Source organism: Sphingomonas sp. CCH21-G11 (genome assembly GCF_001555965.1).
In the GTDB taxonomy this organism is placed as follows: Bacteria; Pseudomonadota; Alphaproteobacteria; order Sphingomonadales; family Sphingomonadaceae; genus Sphingomonas.
This window is the reverse complement of record NZ_LSHX01000019.1, coordinates 1-25,314: the sequence shown is the minus strand read 5'-3', so window position 1 is coordinate 25,314 and position 25,314 is coordinate 1. Positions and strand designations below refer to the sequence as shown.

Genomic DNA, 25,314 nt, shown 5'->3' with positions numbered 1-25,314 from the left:
CACATATGCCGCAATTCTTACCCGACGGTAACCGCTTACGCTGCTTCGGCCGCGTCCTCGCTCGCGGGGATCTCGGGCGCGCCGGGCAGCTTGCGGAACAGCGTGCGGTCCTGCGGCCCGAAGCCCCAGCGCCACAGGACGTACAGGTAGCTGAGCAGGATCGCCGGGATGCCGATTGCCAGCTCGGCCCATTCGGGCAGCTGGGTCGTCACGACCCAGCCGACCACGCCCGCCGCCGCCACCGCCCAGGCGAACGACCAGCGCAGCGACGATACCGGCGCGTCGAGCAGGCGGGCGAGCAGCCGCGTCTTGAGCAGCGAGCCGAGCGCCAGCGACACGGTCAGCGCAACCGCGGGCGCGGCAGCCGCCCATCCTTCCGGCAGGCCCAGGGTGCGCGCGGCGATGACCAGCGCGAAGCTGAGCCCGATCTGCAACGACAGGACGGTGATCGACAGGATCAGGTTGCGGTGCCGCGCGACATAGACCAGCCCGGCCTCCGCCACGGCCCCCGGTGCGGCGAGCACTTCGGCGGCGAGCAGGAAGATGAGCGCGCCCGCGCCCGCCACGAAGGCGGGGCCGACCACGCCCATGACGCCTTCGGCCGGCAGCCCGCCGATCAGCGCCAGGCCGGCCTGTGCGGCGATGATCCAGAAGCCGACCTGGCGGATCTGGCGGGCGACCGCGGCCCGGTCGCCGCGCGCGAGCGCCTGGGTGATGACGGGCCCGAGCACGGGATCGAAACTGGTCTTCAGCTTCTGCGGCAGCGACGCGACCTGCTGGGCCATGTAATAGATGCCGACGACATTGGGGGCGAAGAACAGGCCCAGGATGAAGCGGTCGACGTTGCGCGTGCCCCATTCGATCGCATCCGCCCCGGCCAGCGGCGCGTTGCGGCGGGCGAGCGCGAACATCTCGGGCAGATGCGGCGACCAGCCGTGCGGCAGGCCATAGCTGCGCACGAACGGCACCAACGAGGCCGCGAGCGCGGCGAGCATCGACAGGACATAGGCGATGATCAGCCCGTCGCGCGACGAAATGTAGGACAGCGCAAAGGCCGCGATGCTGATCGTCCATGGCTCGATCACCGCACGCGCGGTCACCGCCGCCCGGATATTGTGGCGATAGGCGAGCGCGGCGAGCGCGATGTCCGACCAGGCGATGGCGAGCACGACCAGCGGCAGCAGCCGTTCAAACCCGATGACCTGGCTGTTGGGATACATCGCCTGGGGAAAGGCGAACAGGACGGCGCTGGCGACCAGCGATGCGATGGCAGCGACCAGCATCGCGTCCCACACGACGTGCGCGTGCGGGCGATCGGTGTGCGCCAGCGCCTGGGCCAACCCGCGCTTGAGCCCGATCGTCGCGACGAGCGCGGCGAATTCGACCACCAGGATGGCAACCGCGAACCGGCCGACAATTTCCGCGCCGTAAATCCGCCCGGCGATGAACAGGAACGGGATCCGCGCCGCCAGCCGCAGGCCGAAACCGAGGATATTGGTCCGCCCGCCCCTGGCCAGCGCGGCCATTTCGTCGGGCGCGGTCATGCTTCGACCTCGCGCTGGCGGTCGAGCCGGCGCATCACCGGGGTGACGGTCGTGCCGTGCAGCAGGATCGAGATCAGGATCACAAGCGCGATCGCACCCCATAATCGCGTCGGCTGGTCGAACTGGCCATGATTGATGCCGTAGGCGAAATAAAACACCGAACCCAGCCCGCGAATGCCGAAAAACGCGATCGCGCCCCGCTCCAGCGGTGAGCGACGCAGCCCGGCCAGGGAGATCCAGCCGACCAGCGGGCGGACGAGGAACACCGCGATCAGCGCGAAGACGACATCGCTCCAGCGCACCAGCGCCAGCAGCCCGCCCGCGCTCAGCATGCCGCCGAACATCACGAGCATCACCATCATCAGCAACCGTTCGGTTTCGTCGGCAAAGTCGTGCAACCGGTCGTTGAACACGTCGGTGGCGGCGGCGCGGTTGAGCATCAGTCCCGCGATGAACACGGCCAGAAAACCATAGCCATGTGCCAATTCGGTCAGCGCATAGATGACGAGCGTCGCCCCCAGTGCGACGAAGCCGTCGCCGGTTCGCGACAGCCGCGTCTCGCCGGGCAGGCGATAGACGATCCAGCCGAGCAGCCAGCCGCCGGCCACCCCCGCAATCGCGCCGACGGCAAGCCGGAACACGACGTCGTCCAGCACCCACCATCCCATCGTCGCCCAGGTCCAGCCGCCTGCCGCCGCCGCAATGGCGAGATGGACGAAGGGAAAGGCGAGGGCGTCGTTCAGCCCGGCTTCCGAGGTCAGCGTGAAGCGTGCCTCGTCATCGCTGTCCGATCCCGGCTTTTCGATCTGGACGTCGGATGCCAGCACCGGATCCGTCGGCGCGAGCGACGCGGCGAGCAGCAGCGCGGTCGACAGTCCGACGCCGAGCAGCCCCGCACCCAGCAGCGTCAGCGCCACGATGGTGAGCGGCATGGCGATACCCAGCATCCGCCAGCATGGCCGCCAGCCCCGCCAGCTCAACGGCCGCGCGATCTTCAGCCCCGCCCCCATCAGCGACACGAGGACGATCAGCTCGGCGGCCTTCTCGACCATGAACGGCGTCTCGATCGGATGGATCGCAAAGGGCTGAAACCGCGGGATCGAAAACAGGCCCGCGCCGATGCCGACGCACACGATCGGCAGCGACAGCGGCCATTCCTTCAGGACCAGCGGCAGCCACGCGACCAGCAGGATCAGCAGGCCGAGGCCGAGCAGGACCGGGATGTACAGCTCGACGATCGCCGGCGGCGCTGCAATCAATGCGCGGCGCCCCAGCTTGGCCCGACCCCGATCTCGACGCCGAGCGGGACGGTGAGCCTGACTGCGGGTTCGGCGGCGGTCGCCATCACGTGCTCGATCACGGGCCTGGCCGCGTCGATGTCGCCCTCGGGCAGCTCGAACACCAGTTCGTCGTGGACCTGCATCAGCATGCGAACCCGGGGCAGGCCGGCCTGTTCCAGCGCGGGGCCCATGCGCGCCATCGCGCGCTTGATGATGTCGGCGCTCGTACCCTGGATGGGCGCGTTGATCGCGGCGCGTTCGGATCCGGCGCGCTCGTTCTGATTGGGGGACTTGAGGCGCGGGAAGTGCGTCTTCCGCCCGAACAGCGTCTCGGTATAGCCGCGTTCCTTTGCCGTCATCAGCGTGTCGGCGATGTAGCGGTTGATGCCGGGGAAGCGATCGAAATAGCGGTCGATCATCGCCTGTGCCTCATCGGGCGTCACGTCGAGCCGCCCCGCCAGCCCCCAGCGCGAAATGCCGTAGAGGATCGCAAAGTTGATCGTCTTCGCCCGCCCGCGCGTGTCGCGATTGACCTCGCCGAACAGCTCCATCGCGGTCATGTTGTGGATGTCGTCGCCGTTGGCGAACGCGTCGCGCAGCGCCGGCACGTCGGCGATGTGCGCGGCGAGGCGCAGCTCGATCTGCGAATAGTCGGCGGCCAGGATGACATGGCCCGGCTCAGCCACGAACGCGTCGCGGATCTGACGGCCGACCTCGGTGCGGATCGGGATGTTCTGGAGGTTGGGGTCGGTCGACGAGAGGCGCCCGGTCTGCGCCCCGGTCAGGCTGTAGCTGGTATGGACGCGGCCGGTGTGCGGGTTGATCTGGGCCTGGAGCGCGTCGGTATAGGTCGACTTCAATTTGCTGAGCTGGCGCCAGTCGAGCACCTTGAGCACCATGTCGCGGCCGGGCGAGTCCTTGTCGGCGGCAATCCGCTCCAGTTCGTTAACGTCGGTCGAATAGACGCCCGACTTGCCCTTGCGGCCGCCCTTGATCCCCATCTTGTCGAACAGCACGTCGCCCAGTTGCTTTGGGCTGCCGATCACGAACTTGAACCCGGCGAGCGCGTGGATCTCCTCCTCCAGCCGCGCGATCTGCTGGCTGAATTCGGATGAAAGCTGGGCGAGCCGCCCGGCATCGACCTTTACGCCCGCCATTTCCATCCCGGCGATGACGCGGACCAGCGGGCGATCGACCAGCTCATAGATCCGCGTTCCGCCTTCATAGGCGAGCCGCGGCTTGAACCGCCGCCAGAAGCGCAGCGTCACGTCCGCATCCTCGGCCGCGTAGCGGGTTGCGGCATGCAGGTCGATTTCGCCGAAATGCTTCTGGTTCTTGCCGGTACCGACCACGTCCTTGAACGCGATGCAGCTGTGCGACAGGTGCGTGGCGGCGAGCTCGTCCATGCCGTGCCCGTGCCGCCCGGCATCGAGGTCGAACGACATGACGATCGTGTCGTCATACGGCGCGACATCGATGCCGCAGCGCCGCAGGACGATCAGGTCGTATTTGAGGTTGTGGCCGATCTTGAGCACCGCCGGGTCCTCGAGCAGCGGCTTGAGCTTCGCCAGCGCGACCGTGCGCTCGATCTGTTGCGGGCGCTCGCTGAACATGTCGTGCCCGACATGGCCGACCGGGATGTAGCAGGCCCGATTGGGGGCGAGCGCCATGGAAATGCCGACCAGATCGGCCGACATCGCGTCGAGCCCGGTGGTCTCGGTATCGATCGCGACCCAGCCCTGGTGCCGGGCGGCGTCGATCCAGCGGTCGAGCGCGGCGTCGTCGACTACGGTTTCATAGGCGTCGTGATCGCACGCCGGATCGGCGGCCTGCTCGGCCGCGACCGGCGGCGGCGTGCTGCCGGTGTCGACCGGGTCGGCGACGGTGGACAGCTTGGCCAGCAGCGACTTGAAGCCGTGATGCTCCAGGAACGCGCGCAGCGGCGGTTCGGGAATGCCGTCGAGCGTCATCTCCTCGAGCGGGTGCGGCAGCGGCACGTCATCGGCGAGGGTGACCAGACGGCGCGACAGCCGCGCCATGTCGGCATGCTCGATCAGATTGTCGCGCAGCTTGCCCGGTTTCATGTTCGGCGCGGCGGCGAGCACGGCGTCGACATCGCCATGCTCCAGGATCAGCTTGGCGGCCGTCTTGGGGCCGACGCCTGGGACGCCGGGGACGTTGTCGACGCTGTCCCCCATCAGCGCCAGCACCTCGCCCAGCTTCTCGGGGCCGACGCCGAACTTCTCGACCACCGCCTCGGGCCCCATGCGGCGGTCCTTCATCGTGTCGAGCATGTCGATACCGGGTTCGGTCAGCAACTGCATCAGGTCCTTGTCGGAACTGACGATGGTGACGTGCCAGCCCTGGGCCAGCGCCGCCTTCGCATAGCTCGCGATCAGGTCGTCGGCTTCCCACCCCAGCTCCTCGATGCAGGGCAGGCTGAACGCGCGCGTCGCATCGCGGATCATCGGGAACTGCGGCACCAGATCCTCGGGCGCAGGGGGGCGATGCGCCTTGTATTGATCGTACAGGTCGTTGCGGAACGTGTGTTCGGACTTGTCGAGGATGACCGCCAGATGGGTTGGGCCGTCGGCTTCGTGCAGCTCCTTCGCGAGCTTCCACAGCATCGTGGTATAGCCATAGACCGCGCCCGCCGGCTCGCCATGGCGATTGGTCAGCCGGGGCAGCACGTGATAGGCGCGGAAGATGAAGCTCGAGCCGTCGACGAGGTAGAGATGGTTGGGCATGGCCGCGGCTTAGCAGGGCGCCGCGCGGGGGGCGAGCGGGTTAAACCGGCTCAGGCGACGGTCACGCCCTTCCAGAAGGCGAGACGGCCGGTGATCTCCCTCGCCGCATCCTTGGGCTCGGGATAGTACCAGGCCGCATCGACATTCTCCGCGCCGTCGACGACGAGCGTGTAGTAATGTGCGGTGCCCTTCCACGGGCAGACGCTGGTGGTGGCGCTCGGCTTGAGCTGCACCGCCTCGGTCATGCTGTCGGCGGGGAAATAATGGTTGCGCTCGACGACGACCGTGTCGTCGCTGCGTGCGATCACGTGACCGTTCCAGCGTGCCTCGACCATGTTACGCGTCTCCCGGGGTTCGACTCGTCACAGATGGGAAAGCGGTGGCGACCGCACAAGCCCGCGCCGCCGCCCGCCCGCCCGGATCGCAAGAAGCTGGAAATGCGCGGTATGCGGAGTCAGAACAGGCCGGGCGTCTCGCGCTGCGCAGCGGTCGGGCGGGTCGGGCTGAACAGCCGCCGGGCAGTCGTGCTGCGCGCGGCCTGCGGGCCCTGGGTTCCGACGGCGATCCGGGTGCAGCTGCGCCCCGCGAGAAAGTCGAGCGCCGTGCGCACCGATGCCTCGCGCGGGTCGCCGAGCGGGAAGCTGATATCGTCCGATGCCTGGCAGCTCGATTCCATCACCGACGCGAGACCGTTGTAGTAGCCGCCCTGGCCGTCGGCATTCTGGCTTGCAAAGGCGACGACGCGCAGCCGGTCGTCGCACGCCGGCCGGTCGAGCGCGATCTGGCCGACCGGCTTGCCATAGGTATTGGTGCCGATCAGCGCGGAATTGGCGCGCAGATAGGGCAGGGTCGCGTTGATGACCAGCTCGCTGGCCGACGCGGTGCCGCCGCTGCCGATGAACGCAATGCGCATCGGCGCGACCGACTGGGGCTGCGCACGATAATAGCGGGTTTCGTTCTGGGCCGATTTGGACGGGCGGAACGCGGTGATCGACTGGATATTCGACGCGGTCCGCGCCCCGCCGAGCAGGTCGCTCAGCAGCTCTGCCGTCGAGACGAGGCCACCGCCATTATAGCGGAAATCGATCACGAGGTTTGTCACGCCCGCGTCGCGGAACTGCTGGAAGGCGTTGCGCAGCGCCTGATCCGCGGTCGAGATGAAGGTGCGCAGGTTGAGATAGCCGACCCGCCGGCCGCCATCGTCGAGGATGCGGGTGCCATAGCGCGACGACACCGGGGTCAAATCGAAAATGCGCTTGGTAATGCTGACCTCGCGCGTGCCGGTGGCATCCTGGACGCGCAGCACGCGGACGGTGCCCTCGGTCGACGGGCCGAGCGCCGTACCGAGCCCCGTCTCGCCCTCACTGGCCAGGATGGCGGCGACGCTGCGGACATTCGCGCTCGTCGTGCCGACGCCGACGATCTCCGCACCGCGATCGACCCCGGCCGCGAGCGCGGGCCCGCCCTCGAACGCCTCGATCACGAACAGGCGGTCGCCCGAGAACCCGAAACGCACGCCGAAACCGGCGGTGGCGCCAGACGCGTAATAGGCGCTCTCCTCGGCGATCGAGGTCAGATAGGTGAAGTAACGGTCGCGGTTCAGCGTGCGGGCGTTGGCGGTCAGCGCGTCGATATACGCATCGACGGTGGCATAGGCGGCGGGGTTCAGTCCCGTCGCGAGGAGGTCGGGGAAAAGATACCATTCGTTGATTTGCGCCGCGACCCAGTCCTGGCGTTCGCGCACCGAGCATCCGGCGGTCGTCGCCGTCGGGGTGGGTGCGGGTGTCGGCGAGGGTGCGGGTGCGGGTGCGGGTGCGGCCGAGGTCGGCGGCGCAGTCACCGTTCCGCTCGTCCGGCTGCCGCCGCCGCCGCCGCCGCCGCATGCCCCAAGCAGGGCCAGCAAACTCAACCCTACGCCCAGACGTCCCGCACGCACGCGCACTCTCCCACCGCTCGCGCGGCCATGCATAACGCGGGCATTGGTGAACGCCAGCTGGATTTTGGTCCACATCCGCGCGACATGCGTGCGTCCCGCCGCGATACAGCCCGGCCGCTCCACGGCCGAATTGGCTGTTTCGCGCCCTGCGAAAATGACCGATGGTGCGAATGCGGGCGGTCGGGTTCACTCCCTTTTCCCGGACGCCCGCCTCCGCACGCCGCGGCATGTTGCCAGCCGCGCGGGCCTTCGCGTCGGCACCGGACCGGGAAAGCTGCCCGCCAGGGGGGAAGGCGGCGCGACGAGGCCCAGGGACGGTGCCGATCCGCGCGGATCAGCGCGGCCGGGCGGTCAGGATATAGTTCAGCCGCTCATCGTCGCCGATGCGAAAGCCCGCAGTCGGCGACCAGCCGATGCCGCGCCGCTCGCCGATCGCGAGCCCTTCCGCCTCCAGGAGCGCGATCAGCTCGTCGGGGGTGAGGAACTTGTCCCAGTCATGCGTGCCGCGCGGGATCGCGCCCAGCCCCTCGGCGACGCCGACCATCGCGAGCCGCGACAGCGCGGTACGGTTGGGGGTCGAGAGGATGAGCAGCCCATCGGGCGCGAGCGCTGCCGCAAGCCCGGCGACGAACGCCGCCGGATCGGTCACATGCTCGATCACCTCAAGCGCGGTGACGAGATCGAAGCGGGCACCCGCGACCTGTTCGATCCCGCCGGCGCGATAGTCGATCGCCAGACCCGATGCCTCGGCATGCGCGCGCGCCGCACCGATATTCTCCGGCGCGGCGTCGATGGCGGTGACGGTCGCCCCCATGCGGGCGAGCGGCTCGGCGAGCAGTCCCGCGCCACAGCCGACGTCGAGGGCGCGGCGGCCCAGCAGCGGTCGGAACGCGGCGGCGTCCGTATCCCAATGCGAATCGACCGCGGCACGGATGAATTTCAGCCTGACCGGGTTCAGCCGGTGGAGCATCGCGGACGTCCCGCGCGGATTCCACCAGTCGGCGGCGAGCGCACCGAAATGCGCGGCCTCGCGCGCGTCGATCGTGGATGCTGCGGGTGCGAGCGCGTCACTTGCCTTTGCCATGGTGCGCTCCTATCAGAGCGCCCCATTGCTCCCAAGAGGCGTTTGGCGAAATAAAATGGCGCGGATCGTGATGAAATTCGGTGGCACGTCGATGGCGGGCATCGAGCGTATCCGCAACGTCGCCCAGCGGGTGAAGCGCGAATGGGAAGCCGGAAACGAGATCGCGGTGGTCGTTTCCGCCATGGCCGGCGAGACCGACCGGCTGGTGGGCTTTTGCCGCGAGGCGTCCACGCTCTATGATCCGCGCGAATATGATGTCGTGGTGGCGAGCGGCGAGCAGGTGACATCGGGCCTGCTGGCGATCGCGCTGCAGGCGATCGGCGTGCCGGCGCGCAGCTGGCTCGGCTGGCAGCTGCCCGTGCGGACCAACGACGCGCATGCCGCGGCACGGATCGAGGCGATCGATACCGATGCACTGCTCGCCGCCACCGCCGCACGCGAAGTCGCGGTGATCCCGGGATTCCAGGGCATGGCCGGCGACGGACGGGTCACGACGCTGGGCCGTGGCGGGTCCGACACCTCGGCGGTCGCGGTCGCCGCGGCGATGAAGGCCGATCGTTGCGACATCTACACCGATGTCGACGGCGTCTATACCACGGACCCGCGCATCGTGCCGCGCGCGCGCAAGCTCAGGCGCGTGACCTATGAGGAAATGCTGGAGCTGGCGAGCGTCGGCGCCAAGGTGCTGCAGACCCGATCGGTCGGGCTGGCGATGAAGGAAGGCGTGCGCATCCAGGTGCTCTCCTCCTTCGGCGACGCGGACGGGGCCCCCGACGCCGCATCGCTGCCCGGTACGCTGATAGTGGGTGAAGAGGAGATCGAAGACGTGGAACGCCAGCTCATCACCGGCATCGCGCACGACAAGAACGAGGCGAAGATCACGCTGGCCGACGTGCCCGACCGGCCGGGTGCGGTGGGGTCGATCTTTGCGCCGCTCGCGGCCGCCAGCATCAATGTCGACATGATCGTCCAGAATGTGGCGCATTCGTCGGGATCGACCGACGTGACGTTCACGGTGCCGCAGGCGGAACTGGCGCGCGCGCTCGACGTGCTCGACAAGGCCCGCGACACGATCGGCTATACCAAGCTGGTCCACGACACCCGCGTCGCCAAAATCTCGATCGTCGGCGTCGGCATGCGCAGCCACGCCGGCGTCGCGTCGACGATGTTCCAGACGCTCGGTGATCGCGGCATCAACATCCAGGCGATCACGACCTCCGAAATCAAGGTCAGCGTGCTGATCGAGGAGGATTACACCGAACTGGCCGTGCGCGTGCTGCACACCGCCTATGGGCTGGATGCGGCGGACGAGGCGGCGTGAGTTTGGAGCGGTTTGCGATCCACCCGGCGCACCCCTCCCCTTCAGGGGAGGGGACGGGGGGCGTGCCTCAGGCGATGCGCCCGGCGGAGAGTCCCCACCCCAACCCCTGCACTGAAGGGGAGGGGCTTAGAGCGGGATGACCTTGCATGGAATCACCTTTCGTCACCCCGGCCTTGTGCCGGGGTCCACGGCGCCACACGTTACAACCGCCGGGACTGCGCCGCCCGGTGGACCCCGGCACAAGGCCGGGGTGACGAGGAAGTCGTTAGAGAGCGAGTCAAGCTAACGTCGTCACGCTCTAAGCGCATCAACTTGATCGCGAACCGCTCTACTGGGCTGACTGCCGTTGCGCGTCGTCCCGGCGGACGCCGGGGCGACGGGCCTTACGCGCGGTAGAGCTTTTCCAGCCGCTCGCCATAGACCTCGCGCAGGACGTGGCGGCGGATCTTGAGGCTGGGCGTCAGCTGCTGGTTCTCGATCGTGAAGGGTTCGTCGGCGATGATGAACTGGCGGATGCGTTCGATGACCGACAGCTCCTTGTTGACGCGCTCGACCGCCGTGCCCAGCGCGCTGCGGAACGCGTGATTCTGGGCCAGCGACTTGAAGTCGCAGCCGGTCGCGCTCTTCGCGCACCACTGCTGCACCCATTCGGGGTCGGGGACGAGCACTGCGACCATGTAGGGCTTGCGGTCGCCCGAAATCATCGCCTGCACAATCTCCGGCTGGAGGGTCAGCATCCCTTCGATCTTCTGGGGCGCGACATTGTCGCCCTTGTCGTTGACGATGATGTCCTTCTTGCGGTCGGTGATCTTGATCCGGCCCTTGTCGTCGATGATGCCGATGTCGCCGGTGTGGAGCCAGCCGTCCTTGAGCACGCGCGCGGTTTCCGCTTCGTTGCGCCAATAGCCGTGCATGACCAGTTCGCCGCGCACCAGGATCTCGCCATCCTCGGCGATGCGAACCTCGGTATTCTTGAGCGGCGGGCCGACCGTGTCCATCTTCAGCCCGACCTTGGGGCGGTTGCACGAGATCACGGGGGCGGCTTCGGTCTGGCCATAGCCTTGCAGGAAGGTGAGGCCGAGCGACTGAAAGAAGATGCCGACTTCCGGATTGAGCGGCGCGCCGCCCGACACCATCGCCTTGATCCGCCCGCCGAAGCGCTTCTGGATCTTGGGCTTGAGCAGCGAATTGACGATCAGGTTCATCGGCAGGTTGGCGACGCCGACGCTGCCCTTGTCCGCCTTGCGCCCGCCGATCGCGACGGCGCGGTCGAGCAGATAGGTCGACAGCTTGCCCTGTTTCTCGACCGTCTTGGTGATGCGCGTGCGCAGCACCTCGAACAGGCGGGGAACGACGACCATGATGGTCGGACGGACCTCCTCGATATTGGAGGCAAGCTTGTCGAGCCCCTCGGAATAATAGATCTGCGCGCCAAGCCCGATCGGGAAATGCTGGCCGCCGGTATGTTCATAGGCATGGCTCAGCGGCAGGAAAGACAGGAACACCTCGTCTTCCCAGCCGAAGTCCGTCGAGATGACGTCGATGCAGCCTTCGACATTGTGCAGGATCGCGCCGTGATGCTGCATCACGCCGCGTGGCGACCCGCCGGTGCCGCTGGTGTAGATGATGCAGGCCAGGTCCTCGCGCGCGAAGTCGCAGCGTTGGGCAACCAGGGCGGGCTCGGTCGGGTGCGCGGCGATCAGCCCGCGCCAGCTGTGAAACTCGACTGCGCCGGGTTGGCTCATGCGGAAATCGTCGATGGCGATGACGTGGCGCGCGGTGTTGGAGCGCAGCACGGCGGGCAGCAATGTCCGAGCGAGCTTGGCATTGGAGACGATCACCGCCGCCGCGCCCGAATTCTCCAGGATATGGTGATGGTCGCGTTCGGTATTGGTGACATAGGTCGGGACCGTCACCATGCCCGCCGCCATGATCGCCAGATCGCTGATGCACCATTCGGGGCTGTTTTCGGCAACGAGCATCACCCGGTCGCCGCGTGAGAGGCCAAGCCCCTCCAGCGCGGCGGCGAGCGCCGCGACCTGTCGCGCGGCTTCCGCCCAGCTGGTCGATTGCCATTGCCCGCCGCGCTTGGCCCACAGGAACGGCTTGTCGCCCTGTTCGCGCGCGCGGGTGAAGAACATCGTCACCAGGTTGGGGAAATGTTCCAGTTGTCGCATCGTTGCTCCCGCATCCACCCTGTTGGCCCCGGCGTCTGTCGCGCCGGTGGGGCCGGTCATTATCCGGTTATTCGGTCAGTGCCGTGCCGATGCTGCGCGGATCGGCCGCGCCGCGCCAGCCATCGGGTCCGCGCTGCAGCACGGTCAGCTTCGATCCGAGATCGCTTGCCTGGGTGTCCTGACCGAGCCTGGCGATTTCCGGGGCGAGCTGCTTGCCGAGCTCGTTGTCCTCGATCAGCAGCTTGCCGCCGCCGAAATAGAGATTGGGCAATGCCATCGCTTCCTCGGCCGACAACCCGAAGTCGAGCACGCCGACCAGCGTTTTCATCACGTGCATGATGATCCGCTTGCCGCCCGCCGAGCCGAGCGCCAGCACCGGCTTGCCCGCGCGGTCATAGACGATGGTCGGCGACATCGACGACAAGGGCCGCTTGCCGCCCTCCACCCGGTTGGCGACGGGCGCGCCGTCGCGCTCGGGCACATAGGTGAAGTCGGTCAGCTCGTTGTTGAGCACCAGGCCGTTGGCGATCAGTTGGCTGCCGAACGGCCCCTCGACGGTCGAGGTCATGCTGGCGATGTTGCCGTCGCGGTCGACCGCGACGAAATGGGTGGTGCCGGGCGTTTCGGCCTGAACGGCCAGCGTGCGCGGCCTGGCGCCCGGCGGCGTGCCGGGCTGGTAATCATTGAGCGCGCGGCGTTCGGCGATCAGCTTCGACCGCTTGCCGAGATAACCGGGGTCGATCAGCCCGGCGATCGGCACGTCGACGAAATCGCGGTCGCCCAGATACATTTCGCGATCGGCATAAGCGAGCTGCATCGCCTCACCCAGCACATGCCAGGCGACCGGGGATTTGGGCCCGAGCCGGTTGAGGTCGAATCGCTCGATCATGCCGAGCATCTGGAGAATGGTGATCGCGCCCGACGAAGGCGGGCCCATGCCGCAGACCGTATAGCCGCGATAGCCGCCGCACACCGGCGGGCGCTCCTTGGCCTGATAGGCGGCGAGGTCGGCGAGCGTCATGTCGGCGGGATTGGCCGGCGCCTTGGTCACCGCATCGACGATCGCCTGGGCGTTGGGGCCGGTATAGAAAGCGTCGGGTCCGCCCTCGGCAATGTCGCGCAGGAACTTGGCGAGCGCGGGGTTGCGGATGCGGGTGCCGACCGGCAGCGGCTTGCCATCGGGGCCGAGATAGAGCGCGGCGATGTCGGGGAAGTTCTTCCACAGCTCCGGGAAATAGCCGGCCGCGCCGTTGAGCGGCTTGGTAACTTCAAAGCCATCCTCCGCCAGCTTGATCGCCGGTTGGAACAGCGCCCGCCATTCGAGCTTGCCCCATTTGGCATGGGTCATCGCCGCCAGCCGGATATTGCCCGGTACGCCCACCGAAAGCCCGCCCGGCACCGCCTGGCGAAAGCCCATCGGCTTGCCGTCGGGCGTCAGGAACCGGTCGGGCCGCGCGGCGGCAGGGGCCTTTTCGCGGCCGTCGATCGATTCGAGCAGCCCGGTCTTGCCGCCGTGATGAATGATGAAGCCGCCGCCACCAAAGCCGCTCGATTGCGGCTCGACCACGGTGAGGGCAAGCATCATCGCCATCGCTGCGTCCGCAGCCGTGCCACCCTGGCGCAGGATGTCCCGACCGGCCTCTGTCGCGCGGGGATCAGCCGAGGCAACGACACCCTGCGCGGTGGCGGGGGTCGCGACGAAGAGCGCGAGGAGCGCGACGAACAAACGGATCATGGCACGGGGTGGTAGCGGGCTTTCGCGCCGGGGCAAAGCCGCTACGTCAAACGTCGGTTGCGGCGCGCAGGTCGTCGCGACCGAACCAGCGGCGCACGAACGCGGCATAGTCGCCACGCCAGGCGCGCTCATGAAAGAAAAAGGCGACCGCGTTGGCACAGGGTTCGATCAGCGCAATCCCGCCGGCAATCGCGACCGAGCCGGTAAGCAGATAGGCGACCGAAAAGCCGATCGTCAGGTGGACCGCCAGATAGGTCAACGTCTTGGCCAGGTCGTGCGACATGCTCAGCTCCTCGCACCCGATTGGATGTACGCTGGAGATGCGCCCATCCGGGGCGACGCGCCAACGGATTGATCCGGGCAGAGTTATCGACTTGTACGATAAGTTTTGGAAAAGTGATCGTTCTGGACGATCAGAGGTGGGTGGCGATGTACCGGGCGAGGCCGGGCCCGTGAAACACCAGTGCCGAATAGAGCTGAACGAGGCTGGCACCCGCATCCAGCCGGGCGCGCGCCTCCGCCGGGCTGTCGATTCCCCCGGCTGCGATCAACGCAATCGCGCCGCCGCTGGCCGCATGGACTTGCGCCAGCACCGTGCGGGCAAGGGGAGCGAGCGGCTGGCCCGACAACCCGCCCGTCTCGCCAGCTTCCGGGCTGTCGAGCGGCGGGCGCGACAGGGTGGTGTTGCCGACGATCAGCGCATCGACATGATGGTCGCACGCCGCACGGACGATGACGTCGATCGCCGCGCGATCAAGGTCGGGCGCGATTTTCAGGAACAGCGGCCGGCGGGTGCCGTCACCGAGGTGGCGGGCGGCGTCGCAGCGCGCGAGCAACTCGCCGAGCGCGGGCTGGCTCTGCAGATCGCGCAGGCCCGGCGTGTTGGGCGAGCTGATGTTGATCGTCACATAGTCGGCGGCAGGCGCGACACGGGCGACGCCGGTCGCATAGTCGCCGATGCGATCGTCCGACTCCTTGTTCGCGCCGACATTGATCCCGAGCACGCCAGCGCGCCGCGCCCGCGCCACGCGGCCTAGCGCGGCGTCGATCCCGCCATTGTTGAAGCCCATGCGGTTGATGACCGCTTCGTCCTCGACCAGCCTGAACAGGCGCGGGCGCGGATTGCCGGGCTGGGGCCGCGGGGTCAGCGTGCCGATTTCGACAAAGCCGAAGCCGAGCGCGAACGCGCCGTCGATCGCCTCGCCGTCCTTGTCGAAACCGGCGGCGAGCCCGACGGGATTGGGGAAATCCAGGCCCGCAATCGTGACCGGTCGCCGCGGGGCCGGGCCGCCGCCGGCCGGTGCGCCGAGGGCCGACCATGCTGCCAGCGCACGGATCGTGGCGCGGTGCGCGACCTCCGGATCGAGCGCGAACAGCGCAGGGCGAGCGAGGCGGAACAGCATGTCGCCGCGCATGACACCGTGGCACGGCGGCGTAAAGCGCCTCCCGATCTGGGACAGTTCGCCACCGGCGCCGCACGAATGTCCAATTCGTCCAAGCGAATCGGTGATCCGCCGATTTAAGGGACACACGCGACCCAAAGGCTCCCGGTCACGGGAACCTTTTCCTTTGAGCCCGGCCTTTGCGCCGGGCTTCTTTTTTTCCAGCCACGACGCTAGCTTGCGGCAAGTTGGACGGGGGCACGCAGCGCATGGGATCGCAGATTTTCCGTCGACGCGAGGCGGGCTGAGTGTCGCAGCCCTTGCTCGCCTTTGCGCAGCCCTCGCCGGCCGCGGCACCTTTCGCGACGCTCTATTATCTGTTCCGCTCCGAGGCATCGGTGGTCGAAGGGATCGAACGCGCCGATATCGGCCAGATCCGCTTCATGCTGAACGGCGCGGGTTCGGTCACCTTTCCCGACGGCCGGTGCGAACGGTCGACCCCGGTGATGATCCATGGCCCCGGCACCGGCGCCGCGCGCTATCGTGTCGAGGGGCCCTTTCATTGTTTCGGCGTTGCGTTGCGCCCGATCGGCTGGGGCGCGCTGGTCGGGCTGCCCGCGCACGAACGCGCCGACCATCTGACCGATGGCGCGACGATCTTCGGTGACGGGATGGTCGCGCTCATCGACCGGCTGCGCGCGGCCGATGATGTCGAGGCGATGAAGGCGATCGTCGAGCCGGCGCTGCTTGCCCATGCGCGGCCCATCCCCGATGCGCATCACCGGCTGGCCGAGGCGGTTCGCCAGTGGCTGGCGAGCGACGGCCCGATCTGTGTCGACGGCTTGTTCGCGCGCGTCGCGCTCAGCCCGCGCCAGGTGACGCGGTGGGTGAACCATTATTTCGGCGCGCCACCCAAATTCCTGGAGCGCAAGTTCCGGGCGGTCCGCGCGGCGAGCGACCTGGTCGAGGGGGCGGACCCGGCCGAAGTCGCCGGGCGCTTTTACGACCAGTCGCACATGATCCGCGAAATCCGCCATTTCACCGGCCACACGCCGGGCACGCTGGCGAGCGCCATCGACCCGGTGCTGGCGCTCACGCTGCAATCGACCGCGTTCAATGAACTTGCGCCAGTGACTGCGCCCCCGCACGCGGCCGGTTGACTCCCCCGGTACGGAAGCCCATCTGCAAAATCAGATTGAATTCGTCTGATTGGATCCGATGCGTCTTTCCAGCCTTGCCGACTATGCCGTCGTGATGTTGAGCGCGGCCGCGCGCCATTGCGGGGTGTCGGGGCGGCTAAACGCCACGGTGCTGAGCGAGGAAACCGGCCTGCCGCTGCCGACGGTGCAGAAATTGGTCAGCAAGCTGTCGGCGGCGGGTTTGATCGAAAGCGCGCGCGGCACCGGCGGCGGTTTTCGCCTGTCGCGGCCCCCCGCCGCGATCAGCCTGGCCGACATTGTCGAGGCGATTGAAGGCCCGATCGCGCTCACCGCGTGCGTCGATCATGGCCGGCATGACTGCGCGGTCGAAGCGAATTGCCGGGTCAAGCCGCACTGGGGCATGGTCAACGACGCGATGCGCGGCGCGCTCGCCGGGGTCAGCCTGGCCAGCCTGTCCGCCGACGCCCGGCCTCATGCAATTGGAAACTGAACCGATGGCCACCAAGAATGCCGAGGCGATTGCCGCCGCCAACAAGAAATATGAGTGGGGCTTCAGCTCGGATATCGAGCAGGAGTTCGCGCCCAAGGGGCTGAGCGAGGACACCGTCCGCTTCATCAGCGCCAAGAAGAACGAGCCCGAATGGATGCTCGAGTGGCGGCTGAAGGCCTATCGCCACTGGCTGACGATGACCCCGCCCGACTGGGCCAAGCTCAACGTGCCGCCGATCGATTACCAGGACGCCTATTATTACGCCGAGCCCAAGGCGAAGCCCAAGCTGGGCAGCCTGGACGAGGTCGATCCCGAGATCCTGCGCGTTTACGAGAAGCTCGGCATCCCGATCGAGGAGCAGAAGGTGCTCGCCGGGGTCGAGGGCGCGCGCAAAGTGGCGGTGGACGCGGTGTTCGACAGCGTGTCGGTGGCGACGACGTTCCGCAAGGAGCTGGAAGCCGCCGGTGTGATCTTCCGGTCGATCAGCGAAGCGATCAAGGAATATCCCGATCAGGTCCGCAAATGGCTGGGCAAGGTCGTGCCGATGCACGACAATTATTTCGCGGCGTTGAACTGCGCGGTCTTCTCCGACGGGACGTTCGTCTACATTCCGGAGGGCGTGCGCTGCCCGATGGAGCTGAGCACCTATTTCCGCATCAATGCGGAGAATACCGGCCAGTTCGAACGCACGCTGATCGTCGCCGACAAGGGCGCTTACGTCAGCTATCTGGAAGGCTGCACCGCGCCGATGCGCGACGAGAACCAGCTGCACGCCGCCGTGGTCGAGCTGGTCGCGCTGGACGATGCCGAGATCAAATATTCCACCGTCCAGAACTGGTATCCCGGCGACGCGGACGGCAAGGGCGGCATCTATAATTTCGTGACCAAGCGTGCCTTGTGCCAGGGCAGGAACAGCAAGGTCAGCTGGACGCAGGTCGAGACCGGCAGCGCGATCACCTGGAAATACCCCAGCTGCGTGCTGAACGGCGAGAATTCGGTCGGCGAATTCTATTCGGTCGCGGTGACCAACAACTGCCAGCAGGCCGACACCGGCACCAAGATGATCCACAACGGCAAGGGGTCGCGATCGACGATTGTGTCGAAAGGGATTTCGGCTGGGCGTTCGGACAACACCTATCGCGGGCTGGTGCGCGTGGCACCGGGCGCGGAGGGCGTGCGCAACTTCACCCAGTGCGACAGCCTGCTGCTGGGCGACCAGTGCGGCGCGCATACCGTGCCCTATATCGAGGTGCGCAATCCGTCGGCGCAGATCGAGCATGAAGCGACGACGTCGAAGATTTCCGACGACCAGCTCTTCTACGCGATGCAGCGCGGGTTGGACCAGGAAGCGGCGGTGGCGCTGATCGTCAACGGCTTCGCGCGCCAAGTGCTGCAGCAATTGCCGATGGAGTTTGCGGTGGAGGCGCAGAAGCTGCTGGGGATTTCGCTAGAGGGGTCGGTCGGATGACATTCCCCACCCCAACCCCTCCCCTGAAGGGGGGGGCTTAAGGAGGTCGAGGTGGAGAAAATTTTGGGGATTTCGCGCGAGAGGAGCATGGGGTGATGCTATTGTTGATTTTCTGCGTAGCAATACTCCTATGCCAGTTTGTTATTTCATCTATAATATTCTTCATTGTATTCAACACTGTATTTCATAAAAAACCCTTTAATTATGTTATCGCTTTAATCTCGCCGGCAATATTGTTTGGTTGGGTATATAGTTGGGATGGGGATTTAGGAATGCGAATATTTTTCGTTGTATTGTTATTCGTAATTTTCTCTATTCCTTTTTATTTGATATCACTTTTGTCGACGAAATATGGAGAGAGAGTTGGTTCTGGTCTTCATAAGCTTCTATTTCCAAATCCCGACGTAATTTAAACGTTCATTTATCATTAAGATCGCGATCATCCATGCTCGAAATCGATAACCTCCACGCCGAAATCGACGGCAAGCCGATCCTCAAGGGGCTGTCCCTCACCGTGAATGCGGGGGAGGTGCATGCGATCATGGGGCCGAACGGCGCGGGCAAGTCGACGCTGGGCTATGTGCTGGGCGGGCGGCCGGGTTATGAGGTGACGGGGGGATCGGTGCGGTTCCAAACAGCCGTCACCCCGGGCTTGACCCGGGGTCCCGCTTCTTCTTCTGACGCGCAAGGCAGCGGGGCCCCGGATCAAGTCCGGGGCGACGAAGGGTGGGTTGATCTCCTTGATTTAGACCCGCATGAGCGCGCCGCGGCGGGGCTGTTCCTGGGCTTTCAGTATCCGGTCGAGATCCCCGGCGTGTCGAACGTCCAGTTCCTGCGCGAGGCGCTGAATGCGCAGCGCAAGGGGCGCGAGGAGGCGCCGCTGTCGGGCGCGGAGTTCCTGAAGCTCGCCCGCGCGCAGGCGGCGGCGCTGGGCATGGATGCCGAGATGCTGAAGCGCCCGGTCAATGTCGGGTTTTCTGGCGGCGAGAAGAAGCGCAACGAGATGGTGCAGATGGGGATCATCGCCCCGCGGCTCGCCATCCTGGACGAGACCGACTCCGGCCTCGACATCGATGCGCTGAAGGCGGTGGGCGACGGCATCAACCGGATCATGCGCGCGCCCGACAAGTCGGTCATTCTAATCACGCACTATCAGCGGCTGCTCGACTATGTCCGACCCGATTTCGTCCATGTGCTGGCCGATGGGCGCATCGTGCGATCGGGCGGGGCGGAGCTGGCGCTGGAGCTGGAGCGCGAAGGCTATGCGGGGGTGGCGGCGTGAATATTGCCGCGCTTCCCACCCGGCGTGACGAGACATGGCGCTATGCCGATCTGGACGCGCTCGCCCGCGTCTGGCCGCGGCTGGACGCGCCCGAGAAGATTGTCGTGGCAGCGGGCGAAGCGCAAACCCTGTTGATCCCGGCGCTGGAGCCGGTCGACGGCGTGGCGGTGCGCGCGATCGAGGCGGAGCTGGGCGAGGGCGCGACGCTCAACGTCCAGGCGCTGGTCGCGGGCTGTGACTATGGGCGGCTGTCGATCGGCGTGCGGCTGGCGCGCGGCAGCCATTTCGAGCTGGGCGGTGCGATCCTGGGCACGGGCGCGCAGACGCTGGAGATCGTCACCGACGTGCATCATGCCGAGCCGGAAGCGACCAGCAACCAGACGGTGCGCAACGTGCTGGGCGGACGGGCGACGGGCAGCTATATCGGCGCGGTGCGCGTCGCGCGCCACGCGCAGAAGAGCGACGGCAGCCAGTCGGTCAAGTCGATGCTGCTCGACCGCACCGCCACCGCCAATGCGGTGCCGCAGCTCGAAATCTTTGCCGATGACGTGAAGTGCGCGCATGGCGCGACGGTGGGCGAGCTGGATAAGGCCGGCCTGTTCTACATGGCGGCGCGCGGCATTCCGCCGGAACTGGCCAAGCGGCTGATGCTGCAGGCGTTCGTGACGCAAGCCTTCACGGCTGCGGGTGCGGAAGGCGCGGCGCTGGAAATCGCGGCGCAGGCGGTGCTGGAAGCGATGCTGGGTGAGAAGGGTGGCGGGCATGGGTGAAGCGGTTCGGCTGGACCAGGCCCACCCCCCGACCCCCTCCCGCGCGCGGGAGGGGGAGCACAGGGCGCCGCTAGATGTGCGGGCGGATTTTCCGGCGATTCCGAAGGGCTGGGCGTATCTGGATACGGCTGCGACGGCGCAGAAGCCTCAGGCGGTGATCGATGCGATCGCGCGCGGCTATGACACGAGCTATGCGACGGTGCATCGCGGCGTCTATCGGCGGTCGGCCGACATGACGATCGCCTATGAAGCCGCGCGGGCGCGGGTGGCGACGTTCCTGAATGCGCGCGAGGCGGGCGAGGTGGTGTTCGTGCGCGGCGCGACCGAGGGGATCAACCTGGTCGCGCAAAGCTGGGCAGCGAGCCAGCTCAAGCCGGGCGACCGCATCCTGCTGTCCGCGCTGGAGCATCATTCCAACATCGTGCCGTGGCAGCTGGTCGCGGAGCCCATTGGCGCACATATCGACGTGGTGCCGCTGACCCCGGATCACCGGATCGACCTGGACGCGATGGCGGCGATGCTGACGCCCGCGCACAGGCTGGTCGCGCTGGCGCATGTGTCCAACGTGCTGGGATCGGTGCTGGACGCGCGGCGCGCAGCCGACCTGGCGCACGGCGTGGGCGCGAAGCTGTTGCTTGACGGATGCCAGGCGGTGCCACGGATGACGGTCGACGTTCAGGCGCTCGATTGCGATTTCTACGTCCTGTCCGCGCACAAGCTCTATGGTCCGACCGGGATCGGGGCGTTGTGGGCGCGCGCCGAGCTGCTCGAGGCGATGCCGCCATGGCAGGGCGGCGGCGCGATGATCGACCGGGTGTCGTTCGCGGGCACGACCTATGCCCCGCCGCCGGGCCGGTTCGAGGCGGGGACACCGCACATCGTCGGCGCGCTGGGGCTGCACGCGGCGATCGACTATGTCGAGGCGATCGGGCTGGAGCGCATCCACGCGCATGAAGCCGAACTGGTGGCCATGACGCGCGAGGCATTGTCGAAGATCAATTCGGTGACGCTGTTCGGGCCCAAGGATTCGGCCGGGATTGTGAGCTTTGCGGTCGAGGGCGTGCACCCGCACGACATCGGTACCATATTGGACGAGAGCGGCGTGGCGATCCGCGCCGGGCATCATTGCGCGCAGCCGCTGATGGACGTGCTGGGCGTGCCGGCGACGGCGCGGGCGAGTTTCGGGGTGCACAGCCAGGCGGCGGATGTCGAGCGGCTGGTCGAGGGCATCAAGCGAGTGACGAGGATCTTCGGATGAGCGACGAACCGGGTTTCAGGATCGAGGAAGTCGACGCGGTCGCGCCGCCGCCGCGTGCCCGGGTGCAGGACGCGCCCGCAGGTGCGCCCGAAGGCCCGCGCCGGCGCGACTATCTGGACGGGTTCCTGGCGCACAAGCCCGAGGGCGTGGCCCCCGACGCGCCGGGCGGCGAGATTTACGAAAACGTCATCGCCGCGCTCAAGGAAATCTATGACCCGGAAATTCCGGTCAACATCTATGAGCTCGGCCTGATCTATGGCGTCGAGGTGAGCGCGGACGGGCATGTCGACGTGATGATGACACTGACTACGCCGCATTGCCCGGTCGCCGAGACGATGCCGGGCGAAGTCGAATTGCGCGTCGGCGCGGTGCCGGGCGTCGGCACCGTCGACGTCAACCTGGTGTGGGATCCGCCCTGGGACCCGGGCAAGATGTCCGACGAGGCGCGGCTCGAATTGGGAATGCTGTGATGACCACGACGACCACCACCCGCCAGCGGCCCGCCGCCGTCCTGCTGACCGAACGCGCCGAAGCGCGCGTCGCCGAGCTGATGTCGCGCGCGCCGGCGGATGCGATCGGGGTCAAATTGTCGACGCCCAAACGCGGCTGTTCGGGGCTGGCCTATTCGGTCGATTATGTCACCGCCGCCAATCCGATGGACGAGCGGATCGAGACGCCAGGCGGCACCTTCTTCGTCGATGGCGGGTCGGTTTTGTACCTGATCGGTTCGACGATGGACTGGGTGGAGGATGATTTCACCGCCGGTTTCGTGTTCAACAACCCTAACGCCAAGGGTGCGTGCGGGTGTGGGGAGAGCTTTACCGTCTGAGGGCGGTTGCAACGGATAGGTCCCACCCCAACCCCTCACCTGACGGGGAGCTTTTGACGGTCGCAACATTTAACCGTAGCGGTTAGATTTGCTTGACATCGTCACGCTGATCTGGCACATAACGGGAACGATGACGAATTGCGAGTCGGGCCGGGGCGGCGACGCCTTCCGGCCCGATTGCGTCTAGGGCGGCCAGCGGCGGTTCGGACAGTCAGGGGGAGGACCAAATGGCGGGGGCAAAGACACAGGCGCGATTACCCCGCAAGCGCACGCCGGGCGCGCGCTATACCAAGAAGGACATCGACCGGTTCCTGAGCGCGCTGGCGATGACGTGCAACATCCGGCGTTCGGCCAAGGCGGCGGGCATTTCCGAGGAAGGCGTGCAGCGCCGCCGCCGCGCCGATCCGGCGTTTCGCGCGGCGATGGCCGAAGCGCTGTCGGAAGGGTTTGTCCGGCTGGAGATGATGCTGCTGGAGCGCGCGCTCCAGACGCTCGACCCCGAGGATGACCGGCTGGACCCTGGAAGCGATGACGGTCGTGCTCGAGCTGCGGCGCATCACCGGCGCAGGGGTGATCGACGCCGGTTCTTCGGGCCGGGTCGCGCCCGCGCCCGATCTGGTTCACGGGCCCACCGTTCTGGCGATCGCCGAGGCGCCGCTGATCGACGATGCACCGGTCGAGCGCGCGCAGTTGCTGATCGCGGCCGCCGGCACGTCGTCGGGCTGGCGCAGCGCGGCGATCGCGACGAGTCCCGATGGCGCGCGCTGGACGCCGCAAGGCCGCACGGCCCCGCCGAGCGTGATCGGCGGCGTCGCGGCGCCGCTGCGCGACGGTCCGGCCACGATCGAGGACCGGCGGAACGAGATCGTCGTCGCACTCCTGAACGCGGCGATGACGCTGGAAGATGCGGATGACCGTGCTCTGGCGGCAGGTGCCAACGCGGCGCTGATCGGGGACGAGCTGGTGCAGTTCGGATCGGCCGTGCCGCTGGGGGCGAACCGATGGCGGCTGTCGCGCCTGTGGCGCGGACGGCGCGGCACCGAATGGGCGATCGGCACGCATCAGCCGGACGAGCGCTTCGTCCTGCTCGACCGCGACGCGTTGCGGTCGATCGATCTGTCGCCCGCGCTGATTGGCGTCGACATGCAGGTCGAGGCGAGCGGGATCGGCGACCGGCCCGACCCGTCGCGCGCGACGGTCCGGATCGATGGTCGGTCGCTGGTGCCGCCCGCGCCGGTCCATGGCACGTGGCAACGCACGCCGGGCGACGCACTAATGCTGTCGTGGCGGCGCCGCGGCCGCAGCGGCTGGACCTGGATCGACGGCGCCGATGTGCCGCTGGGCGAAGACGCGGAACGCTATCGGGTCACGTTGCACCGGGCGGATGGCGACGTGGTGGCCGAGGTGTCCATGCCGGCCCTGGCCATTGACGATCCCGCCGTCGCCGCGGCGCTGGCGAGCGTCGAGGTCAGACAGCTCGGTACGCATGGCGCATCCCGCCCGCTGATCATCTCCGCACCGCAATGACCCGCTCATGAAAGGTGGACCCATGGATGACGACAAGACCCCCCGGTTCTCGCTGCCGATGCTCTATGCCGGTCAGGCGCAGAAGGAACTGACGCACAACGAGGCCCTGGTCGCGATCGACACGCTGCTCCACCTCGTGGTGCGCGGGACGACCGGGCTGCCTCCGGAAGATCCCACGCCTGGCGACTGCTGGATCGTCGGTGCGCCAGCGACCGACATCTGGACCGGACGGGAGGGCCAGATCGCGACCTGGACGACCGGCGGCTGGCGGCACCACGTGCCCACCGTCGGCATGTCCGCATGGTCGATCGTTGACGGGGTCATGCTGACATGGCTGGGTGCGGAGTGGTCGCAGGGCGAGCTTCGCGGTACCCGGTTCGAGGTCGCGGGCATGCAGGTCGTCGGGGCACGCCAGCCCGCGATCGCGGACCCGTCCGGCGGTGCGGTGGTGGACCAACAGGCGCGTGCCACGATCGCCGCACTACTTGCCGCACTTCGCATACATGGTCTGATTGCTGCAGCTTGATTGTGTCTATCGCGCAACAACGGACGATATTGTGCGCTTGCACGGAAACTAACACCCGAGTAGGGAGTTTGCGCTGTCCGTAGGACAACCAGGAAAGGGGATTACAATGCGGAAGCTTGCCATCACATTGGCGCTTGCGACTACCGCGCTCGCTACTCCCGCCCTCGCCCGCGACAACGCGTGGTATGTGGGCGTCGAAGGCGGCGCGATGATCGTTGAAGATCATGATTTCGACCTGTCGAGCACTGGCCAGAACATCCTGTCCACCGACAATGACTATGGCTGGGATGTCGATGCCACGATCGGCTATGACTTCGGGCCGTTCCGCGTCGAAGCCGAAGTCGGCTATCGCGAAGCGAGCGTCGATGCGCACCAGCTGACCATCCCGGTCGGTGGCGTTCCGGCGGGCATTTACGAGAATCCGGCCACGGGTGACTCGTCGGCGCTGAGCTTCATGGCCAACGGCCTGATCGACTTTGGGCCCGACGACGGTGCCCAGGGCTTTGTGGGCGGCGGCGTCGGTGTCGCGCGCGTCAAGTACAGCGATTTCGGCGTTCTGCCGCGCGTCCTGCTCGACGACAGCGACACGGTCTTTGCCTGGCAGGTTCTGGCCGGTGTGCGCGCGCCGCTCTCCGACAATGTCGACGTCAGCGTGAAGTATCGCTTCTTCAACGCCGATGACGTGACCGTTGTCGCGGCCACCGGTGCGAGCCTCGACTCGCGCTTCCGGTCGCACAGCATCCTCGGCGGCCTGACCTTCAACTTCGGCGAGCCCGCGGCACCGCCGCCGCCTCCGCC

At 67.1% G+C, this 25,314-nt stretch carries 22 protein-coding genes; 12 read left to right on the top strand and 10 right to left on the bottom strand.

Going from position 1 to position 25,314, the window contains the following annotated elements; genetic code table 11:
* Window positions 1–35: 35 nt before the first annotated feature.
* The 6 genes from AX676_RS04255 to ubiG all read right to left on the bottom strand — a co-directional run bounded on the left by AX676_RS04255 (window position 36) and on the right by ubiG (window position 8,591).
* On the bottom strand, window positions 36–1,544 hold the full coding sequence (locus AX676_RS04255; RefSeq protein ID WP_066477283.1) for a lipopolysaccharide biosynthesis protein: 1,509 nt from the start codon (window positions 1,542–1,544) through the stop codon (window positions 36–38).
* On the bottom strand, window positions 1,541–2,803 hold the full coding sequence (locus AX676_RS04250) for a cation:proton antiporter (protein WP_231726125.1): 1,263 nt from the start codon (window positions 2,801–2,803) through the stop codon (window positions 1,541–1,543). Before AX676_RS04250 ends, AX676_RS04255 begins: the two co-directional genes overlap by 4 nt.
* On the bottom strand, window positions 2,800–5,571 hold the full coding sequence (gene polA, locus AX676_RS04245; RefSeq protein WP_066477290.1) for a DNA polymerase I: 2,772 nt from the start codon (window positions 5,569–5,571) through the stop codon (window positions 2,800–2,802). The genes AX676_RS04250 and polA overlap by 4 nt, the downstream gene beginning before the upstream one ends.
* 50 nt (window positions 5,572–5,621) lie before the next feature.
* Entirely contained in the window at window positions 5,622–5,906 is a 285-nt protein-coding gene (locus AX676_RS04240; protein WP_066477293.1) for a DUF427 domain-containing protein, read from the bottom strand.
* A gap of 119 nt (window positions 5,907–6,025) precedes the next feature.
* A complete protein-coding gene (locus AX676_RS04235; protein ID WP_443026017.1) occupies window positions 6,026–7,513 on the bottom strand; it encodes a S41 family peptidase in 1,488 nt (495 codons plus the stop codon).
* A 328-nt stretch (window positions 7,514–7,841) separates the two neighbouring features.
* Complete coding sequence (ubiG, locus tag AX676_RS04230; RefSeq protein ID WP_066477297.1) at window positions 7,842–8,591, bottom strand: bifunctional 2-polyprenyl-6-hydroxyphenol methylase/3-demethylubiquinol 3-O-methyltransferase UbiG; 750 nt, start codon at window positions 8,589–8,591, stop codon at window positions 7,842–7,844.
* Window positions 8,592–8,646: 55 nt separating this feature from the next.
* On the opposite strand from ubiG, the gene AX676_RS04225 reads away from it, so the two are divergent.
* Window positions 8,647–9,912: an aspartate kinase gene (locus AX676_RS04225; RefSeq protein ID WP_066477298.1), complete on the top strand. Its 1,266-nt coding sequence runs from the start codon at window positions 8,647–8,649 to the stop codon at window positions 9,910–9,912.
* Window positions 9,913–10,295: 383 nt separating this feature from the next.
* Here AX676_RS04225 and AX676_RS04220 read toward each other — a convergent pair whose 3' ends face one another.
* From AX676_RS04220 to AX676_RS04205, 4 genes are all read right to left on the bottom strand, one after another.
* A complete protein-coding gene (locus AX676_RS04220) occupies window positions 10,296–12,089 on the bottom strand; it encodes an AMP-dependent synthetase/ligase (RefSeq protein WP_066477356.1) in 1,794 nt (597 codons plus the stop codon).
* A 67-nt stretch (window positions 12,090–12,156) separates the two neighbouring features.
* Complete coding sequence (gene ggt, locus AX676_RS04215) at window positions 12,157–13,824, bottom strand: gamma-glutamyltransferase (protein WP_066477299.1); 1,668 nt, start codon at window positions 13,822–13,824, stop codon at window positions 12,157–12,159.
* Between the two features lie 46 nt (window positions 13,825–13,870).
* Complete coding sequence (locus AX676_RS04210) at window positions 13,871–14,107, bottom strand: DUF2061 domain-containing protein (RefSeq protein ID WP_066477307.1); 237 nt, start codon at window positions 14,105–14,107, stop codon at window positions 13,871–13,873.
* Between the two features lie 130 nt (window positions 14,108–14,237).
* Entirely contained in the window at window positions 14,238–15,227 is a 990-nt protein-coding gene (locus tag AX676_RS04205) for a quinone-dependent dihydroorotate dehydrogenase (protein WP_066477359.1), read from the bottom strand.
* Between the two features lie 287 nt (window positions 15,228–15,514).
* Between AX676_RS04205 and AX676_RS04200 the strand changes: the two genes are divergently transcribed.
* From AX676_RS04200 to AX676_RS04150, 11 genes are all read left to right on the top strand, one after another.
* Complete coding sequence (locus AX676_RS04200; RefSeq protein WP_066544118.1) at window positions 15,515–16,366, top strand: AraC family transcriptional regulator; 852 nt, start codon at window positions 15,515–15,517, stop codon at window positions 16,364–16,366.
* 58 nt (window positions 16,367–16,424) lie between these two features.
* The gene (locus AX676_RS04195) at window positions 16,425–16,856 is read left to right on the top strand and encodes an SUF system Fe-S cluster assembly regulator (protein ID WP_066477311.1); all 432 of its coding nucleotides are present in this window, start codon (window positions 16,425–16,427) and stop codon (window positions 16,854–16,856) included.
* A gap of 4 nt (window positions 16,857–16,860) precedes the next feature.
* Window positions 16,861–18,324, top strand: a complete 1,464-nt coding sequence (gene sufB, locus AX676_RS04190; protein ID WP_066477318.1) for a Fe-S cluster assembly protein SufB — start codon at window positions 16,861–16,863, stop codon at window positions 18,322–18,324.
* 445 nt (window positions 18,325–18,769) lie between these two features.
* Window positions 18,770–19,606, top strand: a complete 837-nt coding sequence (gene sufC / locus AX676_RS04185; protein WP_066477320.1) for a Fe-S cluster assembly ATPase SufC — start codon at window positions 18,770–18,772, stop codon at window positions 19,604–19,606.
* On the top strand, window positions 19,603–20,376 hold the full coding sequence (locus tag AX676_RS04180; protein WP_066477323.1) for a SufB/SufD family protein: 774 nt from the start codon (window positions 19,603–19,605) through the stop codon (window positions 20,374–20,376). The genes sufC and AX676_RS04180 overlap by 4 nt, the downstream gene beginning before the upstream one ends.
* Window positions 20,369–21,634 (top strand): aminotransferase class V-fold PLP-dependent enzyme, encoded by a 1,266-nt coding sequence (locus AX676_RS04175; protein WP_082731313.1) that lies wholly within the window; start codon window positions 20,369–20,371, stop codon window positions 21,632–21,634. The genes AX676_RS04180 and AX676_RS04175 overlap by 8 nt, the downstream gene beginning before the upstream one ends.
* Window positions 21,631–22,104: an SUF system Fe-S cluster assembly protein gene (locus AX676_RS04170; RefSeq protein ID WP_066477325.1), complete on the top strand. Its 474-nt coding sequence runs from the start codon at window positions 21,631–21,633 to the stop codon at window positions 22,102–22,104. Before AX676_RS04175 ends, AX676_RS04170 begins: the two co-directional genes overlap by 4 nt.
* Entirely contained in the window at window positions 22,104–22,463 is a 360-nt protein-coding gene (locus AX676_RS04165; RefSeq protein ID WP_066477328.1) for a HesB/IscA family protein, read from the top strand. Before AX676_RS04170 ends, AX676_RS04165 begins: the two co-directional genes overlap by 1 nt.
* A 504-nt stretch (window positions 22,464–22,967) precedes the next feature.
* A complete protein-coding gene (locus AX676_RS04160; RefSeq protein WP_066477330.1) occupies window positions 22,968–23,990 on the top strand; it encodes a GTA baseplate fiber-binding domain-containing protein in 1,023 nt (340 codons plus the stop codon).
* Window positions 23,991–24,012: 22 nt separating this feature from the next.
* Window positions 24,013–24,516, top strand: a complete 504-nt coding sequence (locus tag AX676_RS04155; RefSeq protein ID WP_066477334.1) for a DUF2793 domain-containing protein — start codon at window positions 24,013–24,015, stop codon at window positions 24,514–24,516.
* A gap of 106 nt (window positions 24,517–24,622) precedes the next feature.
* The coding region (locus tag AX676_RS04150; RefSeq protein ID WP_156441212.1) for an outer membrane protein at window positions 24,623–25,314 on the top strand (692 nt) is incomplete at its 3' end.